The organism is Amycolatopsis sp. NPDC051371, assembly GCF_040682155.1.
GTDB lineage: Bacteria > Actinomycetota > Actinomycetes > Mycobacteriales > Pseudonocardiaceae > Amycolatopsis.
On record NZ_JBFBAG010000073.1, the window covers coordinates 18797 to 36245 of the forward strand.

General features: G+C 69.5%; 22 protein-coding genes and 1 pseudogene. 11 read left to right on the forward strand and 12 right to left on the reverse strand.

Features of this window, described 5'->3' with window-relative positions:
* The first annotated feature begins 1 nt into the window (after position 1).
* Together AB0M59_RS49635 and AB0M59_RS49640 are read left to right on the forward strand one after the other, a co-directional pair.
* Entirely contained in the window at positions 2-904 is a 903-nt protein-coding gene (locus AB0M59_RS49635) for an NmrA family NAD(P)-binding protein (RefSeq protein ID WP_364630092.1), read from the forward strand.
* A gap of 139 nt (positions 905-1043) precedes the next feature.
* Positions 1044-1856, forward strand: a complete 813-nt coding sequence (locus AB0M59_RS49640; protein WP_364630095.1) for an oxidoreductase — start codon at positions 1044-1046, stop codon at positions 1854-1856.
* On the opposite strand, the gene AB0M59_RS49645 is transcribed toward AB0M59_RS49640, so the two are convergent.
* The 3 genes from AB0M59_RS49645 to AB0M59_RS49655 form a co-directional block, all read right to left on the reverse strand.
* Complete coding sequence (locus tag AB0M59_RS49645; RefSeq protein WP_364630097.1) at positions 1767-2153, reverse strand: AAA family ATPase; 387 nt, start codon at positions 2151-2153, stop codon at positions 1767-1769. The genes AB0M59_RS49640 and AB0M59_RS49645 overlap by 90 nt on opposite strands.
* A gap of 91 nt (positions 2154-2244) precedes the next feature.
* Positions 2245-2613, reverse strand: coding sequence for an MmcQ/YjbR family DNA-binding protein (locus AB0M59_RS49650; protein ID WP_364630100.1), 369 nt, complete (start codon positions 2611-2613; stop codon positions 2245-2247).
* Positions 2610-3005, reverse strand: coding sequence for an MmcQ/YjbR family DNA-binding protein (locus tag AB0M59_RS49655; protein WP_364630103.1), 396 nt, complete (start codon positions 3003-3005; stop codon positions 2610-2612). Before AB0M59_RS49655 ends, AB0M59_RS49650 begins: the two co-directional genes overlap by 4 nt.
* A gap of 191 nt (positions 3006-3196) precedes the next feature.
* Here AB0M59_RS49655 and AB0M59_RS49660 point away from each other — a divergent pair, with 191 nt between their 5' ends.
* Positions 3197-4024: an AraC family transcriptional regulator gene (locus tag AB0M59_RS49660; RefSeq protein WP_364630106.1), complete on the forward strand. Its 828-nt coding sequence runs from the start codon at positions 3197-3199 to the stop codon at positions 4022-4024.
* Positions 4025-4120: 96 nt separating this feature from the next.
* On the opposite strand, the gene AB0M59_RS49665 is transcribed toward AB0M59_RS49660, so the two are convergent.
* The 4 genes from AB0M59_RS49665 to AB0M59_RS49680 form a co-directional block, all read right to left on the reverse strand.
* A complete protein-coding gene (locus AB0M59_RS49665) occupies positions 4121-5113 on the reverse strand; it encodes an aldo/keto reductase (protein WP_364630186.1) in 993 nt (330 codons plus the stop codon).
* A 175-nt stretch (positions 5114-5288) separates the two neighbouring features.
* Positions 5289-6311 (reverse strand): zinc-binding dehydrogenase, encoded by a 1023-nt coding sequence (locus AB0M59_RS49670; RefSeq protein ID WP_364630109.1) that lies wholly within the window; start codon positions 6309-6311, stop codon positions 5289-5291.
* Between the two features lie 79 nt (positions 6312-6390).
* A complete protein-coding gene (locus AB0M59_RS49675) occupies positions 6391-7785 on the reverse strand; it encodes a carboxylesterase family protein (protein WP_364630112.1) in 1395 nt (464 codons plus the stop codon).
* Positions 7786-8292: 507 nt separating this feature from the next.
* Positions 8293-8856: a helix-turn-helix domain-containing protein gene (locus tag AB0M59_RS49680; RefSeq protein WP_364630115.1), complete on the reverse strand. Its 564-nt coding sequence runs from the start codon at positions 8854-8856 to the stop codon at positions 8293-8295.
* A 69-nt stretch (positions 8857-8925) separates the two neighbouring features.
* On the opposite strand from AB0M59_RS49680, the gene AB0M59_RS49685 reads away from it, so the two are divergent.
* On the forward strand, positions 8926-9819 hold the full coding sequence (locus AB0M59_RS49685) for an NADP-dependent oxidoreductase (RefSeq protein WP_364630118.1): 894 nt from the start codon (positions 8926-8928) through the stop codon (positions 9817-9819).
* Between the two features lie 629 nt (positions 9820-10448).
* Here the strand turns inward: AB0M59_RS49685 and AB0M59_RS49690 are convergent.
* Genes AB0M59_RS49690 through AB0M59_RS49700 form a run of 3 tightly spaced genes read right to left on the reverse strand, consistent with a single transcriptional unit; the run spans position 10449 to position 12270 of the window.
* The gene (locus tag AB0M59_RS49690) at positions 10449-11204 is read right to left on the reverse strand and encodes a glucose 1-dehydrogenase (protein ID WP_364630121.1); all 756 of its coding nucleotides are present in this window, start codon (positions 11202-11204) and stop codon (positions 10449-10451) included.
* Between the two features lie 35 nt (positions 11205-11239).
* The gene (locus AB0M59_RS49695; protein ID WP_364630124.1) at positions 11240-11998 is read right to left on the reverse strand and encodes an SDR family NAD(P)-dependent oxidoreductase; all 759 of its coding nucleotides are present in this window, start codon (positions 11996-11998) and stop codon (positions 11240-11242) included.
* Entirely contained in the window at positions 11995-12270 is a 276-nt protein-coding gene (locus AB0M59_RS49700) for an Atu4866 domain-containing protein (protein ID WP_364630127.1), read from the reverse strand. The genes AB0M59_RS49695 and AB0M59_RS49700 overlap by 4 nt, the downstream gene beginning before the upstream one ends.
* A gap of 102 nt (positions 12271-12372) precedes the next feature.
* Between AB0M59_RS49700 and AB0M59_RS49705 the strand changes: the two genes are divergently transcribed.
* The 6 genes and pseudogenes from AB0M59_RS49705 to AB0M59_RS49730 all read left to right on the forward strand — a co-directional run bounded on the left by AB0M59_RS49705 (position 12373) and on the right by AB0M59_RS49730 (position 15891).
* Positions 12373-13215 carry a helix-turn-helix transcriptional regulator gene (locus AB0M59_RS49705; protein ID WP_364630130.1) on the forward strand — a complete coding sequence of 281 codons (843 nt, stop codon included), beginning with the start codon at positions 12373-12375 and terminating at the stop codon, positions 13213-13215.
* Between the two features lie 35 nt (positions 13216-13250).
* On the forward strand, positions 13251-13658 hold the full coding sequence (locus AB0M59_RS49710; RefSeq protein WP_364630133.1) for a transposase: 408 nt from the start codon (positions 13251-13253) through the stop codon (positions 13656-13658).
* A gap of 40 nt (positions 13659-13698) precedes the next feature.
* Entirely contained in the window at positions 13699-14160 is a 462-nt protein-coding gene (locus AB0M59_RS49715; protein ID WP_364630136.1) for a transposase, read from the forward strand.
* 354 nt (positions 14161-14514) lie between these two features.
* Positions 14515-14847, forward strand: a complete 333-nt coding sequence (locus tag AB0M59_RS49720) for a plasmid stabilization protein (RefSeq protein WP_364630139.1) — start codon at positions 14515-14517, stop codon at positions 14845-14847.
* Between the two features lie 32 nt (positions 14848-14879).
* Positions 14880-14954 (forward strand): annotated as a pseudogene (locus AB0M59_RS49725) (hypothetical protein); the annotation flags it as partial.
* 178 nt (positions 14955-15132) lie between these two features.
* On the forward strand, positions 15133-15891 hold the full coding sequence (locus AB0M59_RS49730; RefSeq protein ID WP_364630142.1) for an SMP-30/gluconolactonase/LRE family protein: 759 nt from the start codon (positions 15133-15135) through the stop codon (positions 15889-15891).
* Positions 15892-15954: 63 nt separating this feature from the next.
* Here the strand turns inward: AB0M59_RS49730 and AB0M59_RS49735 are convergent, their stop codons facing one another.
* Positions 15955-16245, reverse strand: a complete 291-nt coding sequence (locus AB0M59_RS49735) for a hypothetical protein (RefSeq protein ID WP_364630145.1) — start codon at positions 16243-16245, stop codon at positions 15955-15957.
* A 9-nt stretch (positions 16246-16254) separates the two neighbouring features.
* Positions 16255-16671, reverse strand: a complete 417-nt coding sequence (locus tag AB0M59_RS49740; protein ID WP_364630148.1) for a CBS domain-containing protein — start codon at positions 16669-16671, stop codon at positions 16255-16257.
* Between the two features lie 123 nt (positions 16672-16794).
* Here AB0M59_RS49740 and AB0M59_RS49745 point away from each other — a divergent pair, with 123 nt between their 5' ends.
* Entirely contained in the window at positions 16795-17136 is a 342-nt protein-coding gene (locus AB0M59_RS49745; RefSeq protein ID WP_364630151.1) for a DUF3140 domain-containing protein, read from the forward strand.
* Positions 17137-17449: the final 313 nt, after the last annotated feature.

Sequence of the window (17449 nt, forward strand, 5' to 3'; positions counted from 1 at the left end):
GATGGTTTCCGACAACCTAGTACTCATCCCCGGAGCCGGCGGTGTGGGCCGCACGATCTTCGAGCAGCTGCGGACGCAGCAGGTGCCTGCGCGGTTCATGGTCCGTCGCGAAGACGAGCGTGCGGCTGAGTTGCGAGCGCTCGGCGCCGAAGTGGTCATCGGTGACCTGACCAAGCCCGAGACGGTGGCGGCCGCGCTGCAGGGGGTGCCCAGGATGTACTTCGGAATGCAGGCATCGCCGGACCATCTGCTGGCCGCGACGGTCGTCGCCTCGGTTGCGAAGGAGTACGGGAAGCTGGCGGCCTTGGTCGACCTGTCACAGATGACAGTGTCACAGATGACCGCCACCAGCACCGAGGAGTCGCACCAGCAGCGGCTGCACTGGTTGGCGGAGCAGGTCTTCGACTGGTCGGAGCTGCCGGTGGTGCATATCCGGCCGACTGCCTTCCTGGACAGTCCACTGTTCACCACGATGCCGGCACAGTCGATTCGGGAGAGCGGCACGATCGCGCTGCCGTTCGGCTCCGGGCGTACTTCGCCGATTGCCGTCGAGGACGTCGCACGGGTCATCGCGACCGTGCTGAGTGACCCTGCTCCGCACATCGGGCAGGTGTACGAGCTGACTGGTCCGCGCTCAGTCGGCATGCCGGAACTGGCCGACGAGTTCTCTCGCGGTCTGGGGCGTCCGGTGTCCTACGTGGACTTGCCTCGGGAGGCGTGGACCGCCCAGCTCCCCAAGCTCGGGATACCGCCGCACGTCGAACAGCATCTCGCCACCATGGCCCAGCTCCACCGCGACAACCGTTACGACCGCACCGCCGCTGACGTCGAACGCGTAACGGGCATCAGCCCTCAGTCGATCGAGGAGTTCGTGGCCGCCAGAAAGGACTTCTACCTGGGCTGAGCCCCCGGTGCAGCAGTAACAGCCAGGGCCCGCGTCGGGCCGGGGTGTTCGCGGGCGCGGCTGGGTGCCGGAGTCGACAGACACGGCCTCCTCCCGAACTGACGCACACCACACCTACGAGGTTAGGAAACAAATTCGAATGACAACTTCACGACCGGTCGCACTCGTCACCGGCGCAAACTCCGGCCTTGGCAAGTACGCCGCCCGCGGCCTGATCGACGCGGGATTCGAGGTAGTGGGTACCAGCCGCAATACCGCGGGACTGGACGGCGGCCAGGGGGTGACGTTCATCGATCTCGACGTCACAAGTGACGAGTCCGTCGCGGCAGCGGTTGAGGCGGTGATCGCGCAGTTCGGGCGGGTCGACGTGCTGGTCAACAACGCCGGTATGGGACTGGCCGGAGCCAGCGAGGAGAACACGATCGTCCAGACGCAGAAACTCTTCGACATCAACGTGTTTGGCGTCATCCGGATGACGAATGCCGTCCTGCCGCACATGCGTAAGCAGGGCAGCGGACGCATCATCAACATCTCGTCGATCTTCGGGTTGATGCCGGCGCCATACATGGCTGCGTACAGTGCGACCAAGTACGCCGTCGAGGGTTATTCCGAGTCCGTGGACCACGAGGTACGAGAACACAACATCCGGGTACTTCTCGTCGAGCCCGGTCCCACCAGAACCGGTTTCGACGACAACACCGCAAAACCGGACAACGCGCTGGCGGCATACGAGCGCCAGCGGGAGCGCTCCAACCAGGCAGTGGGCGAACAGGTCAACAGCGGCGACGATCCCGTCGTCGTGGCGAAGGCCATCGTGGCCGCCGCGACGGACTCCACCCCGAAAGCGCGCTATCCCGCAGGCTCAGCCCGCCAACTCAGCGCGATGCGTCGCTTTGCTCCCCGCCGGATCTTCGACAAACAGTTGCGCAAGTCCCTCGGCGTCCGGGGGTGACGAGCCGATCTGGCGTCGTTTCCGCAGATCGGCCACGCCGGAGAAGGTGGCCGACACCGATTCGAAAACCAGGTTGCTGCCGTCCGCTAGGAGCCGGGCGATGGTCGTTTTCCCGACGCCGGGCGGCCCCCACAGGACGGCGGAGCCGAGGCGCTGCTGGGCGACCATGCGGCCAAGCGGGGCGTCCGGGGCCAGGAGGTGGTCCTGCCCGACGACCTCGTCCAGTTGCGTGGGGCGCAGGCGGTCGGCGAGTGGCCGGGCGGGCTCGTCGTCGAAGAGCGGCAGGGTCGGTTCCATCGGACTCTCGGGTCGCAGGGGGGACGTGTGCGGGCGTGACCAGCGTTGCACGGAACACTGACGAGCGAGGGCTCAGCCGGCGGGGAAGCGCTCAGGGAGCACCGGGGCGGTCGCGTCGCGGCAGCCGCTCGACGACCAGGTCGTAGGAGCTCTCGACCGCGTCGGTGACCAGTCGTTTGGTGATGCCGGGTCCCGGCCCCAGCGAGATCCAGTGGCGTTTGTCGAGATAGCGGCCCGGGGTGATCGAGGCGTAGCCGCGTTCTTGCGCGCGGGCGTGTTCGGGTTCGCACTTGACCGTGATGATCTGGTCATCCGGATCGTCGGTGACGATCAGGAACACCTTGCCCGCCACCTTGTACACGTCCAGGTGCTCGGTGAACGGGTAGCCGTGGTCCGTCCCGGGCAGCGCGAGGGACGCCGCGCGCGCGGCGTCTTGGAGCCGGTCACCGCCCGCGCTCACCGGGCCGTCCGCGCGCCGCTGCCGTAGGTGTGCGGGTCGACGGGCTGCTGGGCCTTGGGCAGGTGCGAGACCACGAGCAGGTAGGAGTCGGTGACGAGTTCCTCGACCAGCGTCTCGTCGACGTCTTCCCCTGCCTCCAGCGTGATCCAGTGCCTCTTATTCATGTGGTAGCCGGGGGTGATGTGGCTGTTCTGTTCCCGCAGGGCGAGGGCCTCGCCGGGGTCCGCCTTGAGGATCACGACGGGGCTTCCCAGAACCTCGGTCATCAGCATGAACACCTTGCCGCTGACCTTGAAGACTTCCCAGCCGGGGCCGACGGGATGCTCCAGCCGGGCTCCGGGAAGTTCCTCCGCGCAGTCGGCGGCGGTCTTCTGCAGGGTCGATCCGTTCATGGTGATGAGCCTTTTTCGGGTAGTGACGGGCTGTGGTGGCTGCACGTCTCATCCTTCCCTCGAAGCCGATCAAGAGGACGGTAGGCTGCGGACACGTGATGGTCGACAAGCGACACTCCAGGTCAAACGAGCCGGTCGCGGTTCCGTTGTACGGTTTCCAGCCACCGGTCGGGACTCCGTACGGCCTTGAGGTGATTACCGTCGAGGATTTCTTCGCTCAGCACGACGCCTGGCCGTGGGATCCACCTCGTCCGGGCCGCGCCACCTTCCACTACCTGATCCTGGTCACCGAGGGAGAGTTGCGGCACGACGTCGACCACGTCACGCGGACCGTCGCGCCCGGCCAGTGGCTGTGGGTGCGTCCCGGGCACGCACAGTGCTGGCATCCGCCCGGCACCGCCCGCGGCCCGTTCATCCTGTTCGAGCCGGACGTGCTGACGCCCGCCACCGCGCGCCTGCTGGCCCCGCTCACCGCGCACGAGGCGCCCGCCGTGCTGAGCCCGCACCCCGATGACACGCTCTGGCTCCAGCAGACGGCGTTCCAGCTCCTCGACGAACACCGGGCGCTCGGACGCCGCCCTCTCGATGTCCACCACGCCCTGCGCCGCAGCCTGCTCGAATCGCTGCTGCTGCGCCTGGCCAATTCCCTCGGCGTCGCTGCCCCCGACCCGACGGCCGGCGGAAGCCGAGGTGACACCTACGGACGGTTCGTGGACGCCCTGGAGCTGCACTTCCGCGAGCTGCACCTAGCCGCGGACTACGCCGAACTGCTCGGCTGTTCGGTCCGCACCCTCAGCCGCGCCGCCCAGGACGCGACCGGCCACGGGGTGCGTGAACTCATCAGCGAGCGGCGGCTGCTCGAAGCCCGGCGCCTGCTGGGAGGCGCCCAGTGGGACGCCCGGGCCGTGGCCGTCCATCTCGGCTTCACCGATCCCGCGAATTTCGGCCGCTTCTTCCGCGACCGCACCGGTCTCACCCCGGCCGCCTTCGCGGCCCGCGAAGCGACGACTCACCCGTGACCAGGGCGCCGCGCCGACCCCCGCACCCCTGACTGGTCCGGGCAACGGGGCGCCCAGCAGGCCTTCCGAGCGATTCGGAGGCCCGCTCGGGTCGGGTCAGACCCAGTTGGGGACATGCTCTTCGGCGTAGCGGGCGCCGAATCCGCCGGTCGGGAGGATCTCGCGGATCGCGGCGAGATCGCCCTCGGTGAGGGCGACGTCCGCCGCATGGGCGTTTTCCTCCACGCGGGCTGCGCTCCGGGTGCCCGGGATCGGGACGATGTGCTCGCCTTGGGCGAGTAGCCAGGCCAGGGCGAGCTGGGAGACGGTGATGCCCGTGGCGGTGGCCAGCCGGCCGAGTCGGTCCACGGCTTCGACGTTCTTCTCGAAGTTGCCGGGCTGCCAGCGCGGGTTAGCGTTGCGGAAGTCGGTGGCGTCGTACTCTGCCGCGGGCTTCGCGGTACCGGTGATGAAGCCGCGGCCGAGGGGCGAATAGGGGACGAAGCCGATGCCGAGCTCCTGAAGGACCGGTAAGAGCTGCTCGACATCGCGCTCGAACAGCGAGTACTCGGTCTGCAGGACCGACACCGGCTGGACGGCGTGCGCGCGACGGACGGTCTGCGGGCCCGCCTCACTGAGGCCGAAGTACTTCACCTTGCCCGCGTCGATCAGTTCCTTGACGGTGCCCGCGACGTCCTCGATCGGCACGTCCGGGTCGACGCGGTGCTGACAGAGGACGTCGATCTGGTCGACGCCCAGGTAGCGCAGGCTGTTGTCGGTGACTGTGCGGATGTTGTCCGGGCGGCTGTTGAGGCCCAGGCCCTGCTCGGTCTGCGCAAAGCCGAACTTGGTGGCCAGCACGACCTCCTCGCGGAAGTCGCTCACCGCCTTGCCGAGCAGAACCTCGTTGTTGCCCGTGCCCCAGCCGTAGAGCTCGGCGGTGTCGAAGAAGGTGACGCCCAGCTCGTGGGTGCGGCGGATGGCGGCGATGCCCGCATCCTCGTCACCGGGGCCGTAGCCCATGGTCAGGCCCATCGAGCCGTAGCCGATCGCCGAGACGGTCAGGCCCTGGGTGCCGGGTGTTTCTGTGCTGCACGTGGATCTCCTCAGTCAAACCAAACAGGTCAGTTTTGAAAACAGCGCCCCGTGCCTCCTCGCCGGGCGCGAGTTCCGGGTCCAACGGGGGCCGGGTGGTCAGGGCACCGAAAAGTCAGCTGCTGTCTGGTCTGTCATCTGTTCTCTCCTTCGGACACGACGGGAAAGCGGCGACGCTCGTTGCCCGGGTTCAGTCGTCCAGGACGACGACGTGCTTGCCCGGCATGGCGCCGGACTCGACATCGGCCTGGGCGGCACGGACCTGTTCCAGGCCGTGGTAGACCTTCGCGACCGGGACTTTGAGGCGCCCCGCGGCGATGGCCTGGAGCTGGTGAGCGAAGACGTCGGCCGGGAGGTCGGCGGCCTCACCGCCGTAGGAGGTCAGGTGCACCCCGGCGGGGACCATGAACGGGCTGAAATCGGGGATCGTCCACTGGCCCGCCAGCGCTCCGGTGAAGCAGACCGTGCCGTGCCGGCGGACGGCGCGGAGGGTGTCGGCGAGGACCGAGCAGCCCACCAGCTCCAGTGCAGCGTCGACGCCGTCCGGCACCAGCTCGCGCACCTGGTCGGCGATGGTGCGGCTGTCGACGAGGGGATGGTCGACGCCCGCGGCCCGCAGTTCCCCGGCCCGCTCCGGGCTGCGGGTGGTGGACAGCACAGTGGCTCCGAGGTCCTTCGCGATCGTGGCCGCGCTCAGCCCGACCGTGGAGGTGCCGCCGCGGATCAGCAGCGTCTGTCCCGCCTGCAGGCCGAGGCCGGTGATGAGGGAGCCGTAGGCGGTCTGGAACATCTCCGGCAGCGCACCGACGACCTCCCACGGCAGGCCGGTCTCGAACGGGATGACCTGCTCCGAGGGGACGGTCACGTACTGGGCGTACGCACCGTCGTAGGAGCGGCCCATGCCCCCCATCATCGTGGCCACCTGCTGTCCCGGCCGCAGCCCACTGTCCTCTTCGGACTCATCGACCACGCCGACGCCCTCGATGCCGGGGATGCGCGGGTAGGAGACATCGGAGCTCGACTCGCCCTTGCGGGTGGTGACCTCGGACTCGTTGATGCCGAAGGCTTTCACCTTGATCCGCACCCAGCCGGGCTTGCGTGCCGGCACCGGCACTTCCTTGATCTCCAGCGCGTCGAGGCCGCCGGGCCGGGTCACGACGACCGCCTGCATCGTCGCCGGTGCGGCGTCGCCGGCTGCTGTCGATGGGTTCATGCCGAGCTCCTTGCTCTGTTCGTCTGCCGGGATATGAAGGTGGAGCCGGGTTCTGGGCGCGGGTACGGCCCGGTGACCGTCAGGGGCGGTCGATGTTCTGCCAGAGGTCGAGGGCCGCCTGGTAGTGGGCACCGGCCTCGAAGGGCGGGTTGCCGACGCTTTCCGAGGTGGGCCGGTCGGTGACGGCGGGCCACAGACGGGTCTGCTCGCCGGTGACGAAGTCGAGCACGATGTCGCGGATACGCGTGTCACGTTCGGCCTGTTCGACGCTGCGGCCCGGCTGTTCCTGCCCGACCAGGGCGTACATCTCGGTGCCATGCACGGCGGGCGCGCCGTCGGCGGGCCCGATCAGGAGGAGATGGGCGTTGCCGCCCGCGGCGGCGTGGGTCAGCGCGCCGCGGGCGGCGGGGAGCGCGAAGAGGTAGTCCGCCATGACCGCGGCGCGGACCTCGGCCGGGGTGCGGCCGTCCTGGTCGTAGGCATCGACGATCTTCTTCGCGCGGGAGCGGGAAATACGCCACCCCGCGACTTCGTCGGTGACGCGGTCGAGCGTGTGCGGATCGAACCGGTCGAGGTCGTTGGCCACCCACCAGCCCATGTCGTCGCTGGCCATGCTCAGCAGTACGTCGATGTCCCGGTGCGAACCCGAGGCCAGGACGTCCATGGGGTGGGCGTGCACCACCGCGCCGGGCTGTCCGGCGTCCAAGACGACGCCGGTGGCCTGGTTGTCCACCCCGCCGCGGACTCCGAGGTCTGTCGGACAGACCGTGCGCAGGGCGGCCACCAGGGCGGCCGCGTCGAGGTCGATCAGCTTGTCGGGGTTGTCCGCGACGCCGAGTTCGGTGACGAACCGGTGTGCGAGCTCCTCGGCCCACCAGGCCGGGACGATCCGGGCGGGCCCACCGGAGAACCCCGCCAGCCGCCGGTACAGCCCGTCCGCGGAGGAGGCACCGAGCAGCCCGAAGGTGGAGTAGGCGCCGGCGCTGTGGCCGAAGACGGTGACGTTGTCGGGGTCGCCGCCGAAGTGGGCGATGTTCTGCTTGATCCACGTGAGCGCGGCGATGATGTCCTGCAGGCCGAGGTTGCTGGCCTCAGCCAGGGCGCCGCCGTACTGGGAGAGCGAGACCGCACCCAGCGCGCCGAGACGGTAGTTGACCGACACGCCCACAACGCGCCCTGACGCGGCGAGACCGGCGGCGTTCGAGGTGATCTGCGTGTTCGCGCCGTACTCGAACCCGCCGCCGTAGATGTACACGGCCACCGGGAGTGCCTTCCCCGCCGGCTGCTCGGGAGCCCACACGTTCAGGTTCAGGCAATCCTCGCCGGTCCCGCTGTCCGCTTCGAGCCAGTCGCCGGTGTCGGGCTGGACGGGGGCGACGCCCTTGATGGAGACCTGGATACCGGTCCAGGCGGACGGTGCTCCCTCGGACGCCGAACCCACCCTTGTCCGGCAGAGGACGATCGTGGAGATCATCGGTCCGTCCTGACGGCATCGACCGGACCTGTCGCCTCGGGCGGAGGCTCGCGGTCGTTCTGTCGACGACGAGTAGCGAGCCGGTGGGGTGCCGCGGGTGAGCAGTGCCTTGCGGCCGCGGGCACCGTGCTGCCCGAGCCGGCCGGCGAACCTGAACCTTGTTCTGCAACAGCACAGCAAGCCACCGAGTAGGTCGCGGGATACGCGATGTGCACCGTCTTGCCGGTTTCCACTCCGCCCCAGCACGATGAAGTTGCGGAGAATCGCATCGATTGGTGAGTCGAGCGGCGCGGCGCACACACGTCATCGACTCGTGTACGACCCTTGATCGGCGAAGCCGGAGGCTGAGACCGGTGTCCGGCCCGGCCGGCCGGGCCGCCTCATCGGCCCGACCCCGTCACTGCGCCCATTCAGGCCCTCGGTCGCGTCGACGTCCGGGATGCGGTGGCCGCACCGCCACCACCGGCGGTCGCCCCGGCGCCGGCTTGTCGGATCGGCTGTCTCGTCCTAGTCCAGTGCGTCCCAGGCCGCCCCGATCATCCGGAAGAGTTCGTCCAGTGCGGTCTCCGGGTCGGCCGCGTCGCGGGCGATCGCGTAGGCGTCGATGACGAAGCGCGCGATGGCCCGGCACGTGGTCGGGGTGCGGTCGGGGTCGGCGGCGATGGCCGTGGCCAAGGAATCGGCGTACCGCAGCAGCATGGAGTCCTCGTAGGTCCGCAGGGCGGGCGAGGAGCCGATCATGCGCTGGATGGGGGCCCGCTCGCGTGCCGCGCAGTGGCGGACCATGGCGCGGATTTCGCGGTGTAGCGCGGGGATGAGTGCCTCGCCCGTGCGGTCGGTGACCGCACGGGTGAGGCGGTGCTCGAAATCCTCGTCCTGCGCGAACACCAAGGCCTCTTTCGAGGCGAAGTGGGAGAAGACGGTGGTGACGGCGACGTCGGCCTCGGCGGCCACGTCGCGGATGCCCACCGGGTCGTATCCGCGGTCGAGGAACAGGCGCAGGGCGGTGTCGGCGATCTTTTGGCGGGTCGCGGCCTTCTTGCGCTCGCGACGCCCGGGGGGCGCGGTCACCGGCAGATGCTATCAGGTCCTAAAAGCTAACAGTGCTGAAAAGCTAACCGTTAGTGCTATGGTCGAGGCATGAAGATGATCAGCTTCGCCGAGTTCGGCGGTCCCGAGGTCCTGCGTCTGGTCGACGCCGAAGAACCCCACGTCGGTCCCGGGCAGGTGCGGATCGCGGTGCGGGCGGCGGGGGTGAATCCCGTAGACTGGCGGCTGCGGGAAGGCCAGGTCCTCGGTGCGCACCCGATCGAGTTGCCCGCCGGCGTCGGGTTGGACGCCGCGGGCGTGGTGGACGAGGTCGGCGAGGGAGTCGGCGGAGTCGAGGTCGGTGACTTCGTGTTCGGGGAAGGGACGAGCACGTACGCGGAGTTCGCGGTGTTGTCGGCGTGGGCGCGGATGCCCGCGGGGCTGACGTTCGAGGAGGCGGCCGGGTACCCGTCGGTGGTGGAGACCGCGGTGCGAGTCCTGCGCGAAGCCGGTGTGGCGGCGGGGCAGACGCTGCTGGTCAGCGGCGCGGCCGGCGGCGTAGGAACGGCGGTGCTGCAGCTCGCCCGCGTCCGCGGGATCCGGACGATCGGCACGGCCGGCGCGGCGAACCAGGACTACCTGCGCGGTATGGGCGCGGCGGCCACGACCTACGGTGCGGGCTGGGTCGAGCGGGTCCGGGATCTCGGCCGGGTGGACGCGGCTCTGGACCTGGCCGGCTCGGGCGTGCTCGGCGAACTTGTGGAGCTGACCGGGGATCCGGCGAAGGTGATCTCGATCGCCGACCTGGCCGCCCCGAAGTTCGGTGTCCGGTTTTCGGGTGTGGCCGGCAGCGTGCGGGACGCGCTCGTCGAGGCGGTCGACCTGATTTCCCGGGGAGAGTTCCGGATCCCGGTCGAGAAGGCGTACCCCCTCGCAGACGCGGCGACAGCGCACGTCGACAGCCAGGCGGGGCACTCCCGAGGACGTCGTGTGCTGATCGTCTGAACGGCGAGAGCCGGGCGATGACGGCGTCGCGCGGCTGCGGGAGCGGATTCCTTCGGTGTCGCCCGATGACGTTCAGCGGGCGGCGTCGTCGGTGGCCCGGAGGGCGAGGGCGTCGAACTCGAGGCGGAGACGGCACGCGGATACTGTCGGCGAATTCGCCGGACGGGAATACTTCGATCGGCTCGCGATAGGCCGCCGGGAACCTCAGCCAGCGGCCCCTGACGTCCTGCCAGCTGGCGAAGCAGAGCAGCTTCGTGAAGAAGGCAGCTCCGAGTCCGGTGAGCTTCGCGGTGGTCCGCCGAGTGCGGCTTCCGGCCGCTCGTCGGCCGGCTCCCGGGCCAGGATGCGGCCGGCCCGTACCCGCGGATCCCGTGGCCCCAGGCCAGCACGCCCGCCGCGAACTGCACGCTCGAGACGTCCCGGGTACGCCAAGTGTTCGGCGAGCGCGAAGACCTCGCTGCGCCAGACCTTCCCGGTCGAGGCGAAGCCCACCGGCCAGGCGCCGGGAGAGTACGTCGCCCACCGCGGCACCTCGACCGGGACCGGACCCGGCTCGCCGGGAAGCGCACCATGTGTCACGAGCACGAAGTGTGGACATTCGGCAATCGGCGTGGATCCAGAGCTTGTCATCAGTGTGCGGTGAGTCCGCCGTCGACAACGAACTCGGCTCCGGTGACGAACGAGGATTCGTCGCTGGCCAGGAAGAGCATCGCAGGAGCGATCTCGGCGGGGCTGCCTGCGCGGCGCATGGGGGTGCGCACGATGTCGGGTTGTTCCTCGCCCTGCTCGTCGAGCAGGTCCTGGATCATCGGGGTGGCGATGACTCCGGGGTGCACCGAGTTGACCCGGACTCCGCGGGTCGCGTATTCGACGGCGGCGGTCTTGGTCAGCAGGCGCACTGCTCCTTTGGTTGCCTGGTAGGCGGCGGCTGCTCCGCTGCCGACCAGGCCGAGCACCGAGGAGGTGTTGATGACGGAGGCGTTGCCGGAGGCACGCAGCAGGGGCAGGGCGGTCTTCATCCCGAGCCAGGTGCCGGTCTGGTTGACCGCGACCACCCGGTCCCAGCCGTCCTTTGTGGTCTCTTCGACACCGGGCCAGTCCACGACACCGGCAATGTTGACCAAGACGTCAAGGCGGCTGAAGCGCCGCCGGGCCAGCTCGATCGCTTCGCTCCAGTTCTCCGGCGAAGAGACGTCCAGCCGCACCGGCAGCACGTCGGCGCCCTCGGCTTCCAGCGACGCGGCGAGCCGTTCCACTGCGTCCTGGGCAATGTCGGTGACGATCAGGCTGGCTCCTTCGCGGGCGAACAGTTCCGCGGTGGCTTGTCCGATGCCGCCGGTCGCGCCCGTGATCAGCGCGACCTTGCCGGCGAGTCGTCCAGTCATGATGTGCTCTTTCTCTCGTTGTGTTTGCGGGGGTGTCAGGCTGTGGTGTAGCCGCCGTCGGCGGGGACGACCGCGCCGGTGATGAACCCGGACCGAGGCGAGGCCAGGAAACCGATCACCTCGGCGATCTCCTCGGGCTGCGCGACACGGCCCAAGGGGTGGGCGTCGCCGAAGGAGCGCAGATACTCCCGGCTGTCGGCCCGGAAGTTGTCGAGCATGTCGGTCTCGATCACACCGGGGGCGACGACGTTGGCGCGAATGCCATGCGGGCCGCCCTCCAGCGCGAGCACCTTGGTCAACTGCGCCAGCGCCCCCTTCGACGCGCTGTAGGCCGCCGCGTCGGCCAGGCCGACCGTGCAGGCGAACGAGCCGACGGTGACGACCGCACCCCCACCGCGTTCGCGCATCACCCGGAACGCCTCCCTGGCGTGCAGAAACGTTCCGCGGGCATTGACCGACATCAGCTCGTCCCAGTCGGCCGCGGTGGTCTCGGTGATCGGCTTGTTCACCGATCGACCGGCGTTGCCGACCAGGATGTCCATACCGCCGAACCGGTCGATCGCCGCGGCCACCGACCGCACCGCGATGTCCTCCCGGGACACATCACCCACCAGAGTGGACACCCGGTCGAATCGGGCGGCGAGATCAGCCACCTCGGGGCGGACGTCGGTGGCCAGCACTCGCGCGCCGCGGGCGTGCAACCAGGCGACCGTGGCCGCGCCGACCCCGCGGGCTGCCCCGGTGACCAGCGCCACTTTGCCCTCCAGCTCACGGTCGGAGCGAGGCCCGCTCATCGCGGTGCCTGCCCACGGCGATGAGCGGCGGCGGGCTCGCGATGGAGAACGAGATGCTCGTGGTGGAGGACACCACCGCGGATGTCGCCCGTCGCGGTGAAGCCGGTGTCGTCCACGTAGTCGAGGTGGCTCCCGGTCACCGTGTAACGACCGGTGTAGGCGCTGCGCCGCTCGCCGCGCGCTTCGTCGTAGCGCCCGTCCGCGCGCAACTCCTGCCGGATATACCCATCCGCGGTGGCCCACCTGCGGGCCACGTCGATATCACTTGTCATACCGACCAGCGTCGGCGACGGCGCAAAGCGACGGCAGGACGTGTGGTGGCTGGGTGTGCCACACCCACCCAACCGGGCAGAGCGCGACCTACCATGGTCGCCATGGGCAGTGGTGAGCTGGGTGCGTTCCTGCGAGCGCGCCGCGCGGGACGGTCTCCCGAAGACGCGGGCGTGCTCTATTCCGGGCGGCGCAAGGTGGCCGGGCTGCGCCGCGAAGAAGTCGCCGTGCTCGCCGGGGTGAACGCCGACTACTACACCCGCCTGGAACAGGGCCGCGAGACCCGCCCATCACCGCAGGTGCTCGACGCCCTCTCCCGCGCGCTGGATCTCGACCCCGACGCCCGCGGGCACCTGTACCGGCTGGCCGGGGCCACACCGGAGGACACACCCGCGCCGGCGCCCCAGACCGTGAGCCCCGAACTGCGGCAGCTCATGGAGGGCTACCCGCACACCCCCGCTTTCTTGCTCAACCACATGTTGGACGTACTGGCCACCAACACCCTCGCCGACGTGCTGTTCTCCCCCTTCCGCGCGGTGGACAACCTCGCCCGCATGACCTTCCTCGACCCCGCGGGACAACGGTTCTACGCACGCTGGGACTGGACCGCCCAGGCCACCGTGGCGAACCTGCGGGCAGCCGTGGGCTTCGACCCACACGACCCGGGTCTGCGGCAACTAGTGGCCGAACTCAGCGAGGGCAGCGCGCAGTTCCGCGCCTTGTGGGAGACCCACCAGGTGCGCGGCAAGACCCGCGAACCCAAGCACCTCGTGCACCCCGACGTCGGCCCGCTCACCCTCACCTACCAGGCATTCGACGTGCGCAGCGCGCCCGGCCAGCAACTGATCATCTACCACGCCGAACCCGCCACACCCAGCGCCGACGCCCTCGCGCTGCTGAGCAGCCTCCACGCCCCCGCCCGCCAAGCGCGCACGGTCGACACCTAGGGCGTGTCTGACAAAGATCACGGGTGGTGGCTGGGATGCTGCCGGATGTGTCGCGGTTTCAGTTGCTCTCAGACGCCCAGTGGGCCTTGATAGAGGACCTTCTTCCGGTCCGCACCGGTAAGCGGGGCCGCCCGTTTTCCGATGCCCGGGCGATGGTCGAGGGGATCATCTACCGGTATCGGTGTGGCATCGCGTGGCGGGATGTGCCGGCGGTGTTTGGTCCGTGGCAGACGATCTGGACCTGGCATCGCCGGATGGCCGGCGACGGAACCTGGGACACCGTGCTGCAACGCCTGCTCGCCGAAGCCGACGCTGCCGGCCTGGTGGTTTGGTCGGTGTCGGTGGACTCCACCATCGCGCGGGCGCATCAGCACGCCACCAGCATCACCCGCCCCACAGGGGGCTGGGTCGAATTACACGGATCTGCTGACCGAGCCGCCTGATCACGCGATCGGCCGTTCCCGCGGCGGCTGGAGCACGAAAGTGCACCATCTCGTGGACGGGAACGGCCGGCCGCTGGTGGCGTTGGTCGGTCCGGGGCAGGCCGGGGACGCGCCGATGTTCCCGCACCTCATGCGGCACCTGCAGGTCCGGCAAGTGGGGCGTGGTCCGGCCCGCACGAGGCCCGACCGCGTCCGGGGTGACAAGGCGTATTCATCGAGGGCGATCCGCGGGCATCTGCGCGACCGCGGCATCACCGCGGTGATCCCCGAGCCTGCCGATCAGGTTGGGCACCGCAAACGCCGCGGTTCCCGCGGCGGCCGCCCACCCGCGTTTGATCCGGTGGACTACCGCGGCCGCAACGTCGTCGAACGACGCTTCAACCTGCTCAAACAATGGCGTGGCCTGGCCACTCGCTACGACAAGCTCGTCATCGTCTATCGCGCCGCAGTCGTCCTGCATGCCGTGATCAGCTGGACCAGAGCATTGTCAGACACGCCCTAGTTGCCGGCGCCCCAGTCCAGGCCGTTGGTGACCAGATGGAGGCCGCGCAGCCGCTCGGGAACGTCGGTGAACGCGGCGTCCTCGAGCCGGTGCGGTGCCGCCTTCAGCGCGGCAGCCTCGTGTGCCGCGGCGACCGCTGGGGCGCGGCAGTGGTCCCTGACGGGTGTTGTCGTGCCAGACGCGGCCGTCGAACAGCCCGAACTGTGCGGCCACCTCGACCGTCGGCATTTCGGACACCTCCGTCGGACGCCGGAGACGTACCCGAATCGGCTGAGCTGCACGCTCCCTGTACGTGGCCGTACGTTTCGGGATGCCCCGGCACGGGTAAGCGCGAGTCACGACGAAGGAGGAGCCGTGCCTGAACAAAGCTGGAGCAAGAAGCGCGAACGTCAGTACGAGCACATCAAGTCGTCGGAAAAAGACCAAGGCGCCAGTACGCGACGAGCCGAAGAGATCGCGGCGCGTACGGTCAACAAGAACCGCGCTCAGTCCGGCGAATCCCGCACCGCCAGCAAGAGTTCCATCCAGGACATGTCCCCGCAGAAGCGCGGCGGCAAGCGATCCGGGAACCGGCAGGGCCCGGGTGGGCCCACCAAGGACCAGCTCTACAACGAGGCCAAGAAACGCAACATCAAGGGCCGGTCCGCCATGACCAAGAAGGAACTGCAGAACGCACTCGGACGCTGATCCCGCCCAGCGCGTGGCCGTCCACCATCCCGATCGACGGCCGCGGCCCCGAAGACATCGCCGTCCTGCCCGGCGGCGACCTCGTCACCGGGGTGGACGACGGACGGATCCTGCGGATCGGCGCCTCCGGGCAGCGGGTGGTCGCCGACACCGGCGGCCGCCCGCTCGGCATCGAACCGGCGCCCAGCGGCCATCTGATTGTGTGCGACGCCCGGTGCGGGCTCCTCCGGCTCGACCCCGCGACCGGCGAGCTGACGACGCTTGTGGCCACATCCGAAACCGTCTTTGCGACAACGCCGCGGTCGCCCCGACGGCACGATCTACTTCACGGACTCCTCCCGGCGGCACGACCTCGAGCACTACGCGATCGACGTGATCGAGAACGTCGGCACCGGACGCGACCTGCGCCGCGCACCCGATGGCCGGATCGATGTCCTGCACAGCGGCCTGCGCTTCGCAAACGGCGTCGCCCTCAGCCCCGGCGGCACGTACCTCGTCGTCGCCGAAAGTGGCGCACGCGTCCTCGTCCGTGTACCCGTCGACGGCGGCGAAGCCGGCATCTTCGCCGATGACTTGCCCGGGCACCCCGACAACGTGACCACGAGCCCTGACGGCACCTTCTGGGTGGCCTTGCCCCGGCCGCGCAGCCGCGCCCTGGACACGGTCCACCGGCTGCCCCGGCGCGCCCGCCAAGCGGTCGCTCACGCGGCCCGGCCGTGGGCCAGCGCCCCGGCCCGCCGATCCAGGGTGCTCGAACTGGGCCCCGCACGGCGAGATCGTCAGCGGTCTCACGGTCCCGCGGGCGCGGTACCGCTCGATCACCGGCGTGCGCGCGGACCGGCGGCGGCTCTACCTCGGCAGTCTCACCGAACCGTCGATCGCCGTACTCACTCCCGGCGGTCGCGGGGCCGATCGATCTCCGGGTGCCGGGTGGCGATCGGGTCCGCCGGTTCTGCACGTTTAACGTTGAGCCGCTGGGCAGCCCTGCGCAGCCGCTCGAACGCCTCGTCGGCGCCGATCCCCCCACCGCTGCATCAGGAATGATCTCCTGCCCGATGACGTCACGGCTGGTCACGGGCCGGTCGTCGTGCGGCTTGGTTCACCACGTCATTCCACACCGAACGCAGGATGCTCTCCGCCACCCGGCTTCAGGACCAGGGTCCGGCCGTCCACGACGTCGGCCGTCGCCTGGTCGGCGAACACGCGAGCGCCGGTATCGTCGTCCACGAAAACCGTGTCAGTATCGGTCGCGGTCGCCGATACCGACGTTGTCACACGGGGTTCCTGCGGGTTTGCACCGGCAAGGGCATGAATTCGCAGCCCACCTTCCGGGGCAGCGCCCGCCTCACGGACCATCGTGACAATGGTGCCGGCCGCGTCGGGGTCCATCGTCAGCATCGTGCCCGCCTACCCGAACGAGAGCGCTTCGACGAGTTCACCGGCCTGCGGGTTCGGCAGCGCCTTCGCCACGTCGGCCTGCGCCACCACCCCGACGAGGTCGTGACCGTCGATCACCGGCAGCCGACGGACTTGGTGCGCGGTCATCGTCCGCATGATCTCTTCGGCGTCGTCGTCCGCGCCGATGGTCACCGCTTCGCCTTGGGCCAGTTCGCCGACGTGCACCGCGCGGGGGTCCTTGCCCTCGGCCAGCACCTTCACCACGATGTCGCGGTCGGTCAGCATGCCCTTGAGCCGGTTGTCCTCACCGCAGATCGGCAGGGCACCGACGCCTTCCCTGGCCAGGGTCTGCGCGGCGTCATGCACCGTGTCGGATTCGCGGGCGCAGGTCGCGCCCGATGTCATGATGTCCCGGGCAGTCGTCATTTTGCTCTCCTCTGCTCTTTCGGTGCGGCTACCCGATGTGCCCGGCCCTACACACCCGCCGGCTCGTTTTCGTGCCGCTCGGACGGGTAATCGCACGGGAAGAACGTTCCGGAGGTGATCGGCATGGCCGCACAGGCAGCGGTGGACGACGAACTGTGGGATGAGTTCCACCGGGTGGTCAACATGACTTCCCGGGAACTGGCGGACTGGCTCCGCACCCGCGACGCGGGCCCCGAGACCGAAACTCTGCCCGACCAGGCGGGCACGCCGACCGGGCACGATGTCCTGAGCATCCTCCGGAAGCGCAGGTCCGATGTGGACACCCACGACGCCGAGGTGATGCAGAAGGTCGTCGACCGCGTCCACGCCCAGCGCCGCGACGACCTCGAGCCGACGGGCGGCGAGGACCACTGGCGGCGGCGTCTCATGTCGCTGGGCCACGACCCGCTGAAGCCTCCCTCGTAACGGGCCCGCCGCACCGGTTGCAGCCGGCCATGCCGGTCACCTATCCCGGTGTCAGCCGCCGGCCCGCGGTGCGTAACCAGCTGCACAATTCCTTGGTTCTGGCCGGCTACGCCGTGGAACTGCTCTTCGGCGCCTCCGGGCTCACCCCGCGGGCACGAAACACCCAACCGTGCTGGACCGCGGGATGTCCGGGAACTACACAACAGGGCTCAACGCCGCCTTCACGCTGCTCGCCGCGGTGCTGCTGGCCCGGCTCGTCCGCACCGTCGGCCTGCCGATACTCAAGATGATGAACGGCGGCCCCGCCGACCAG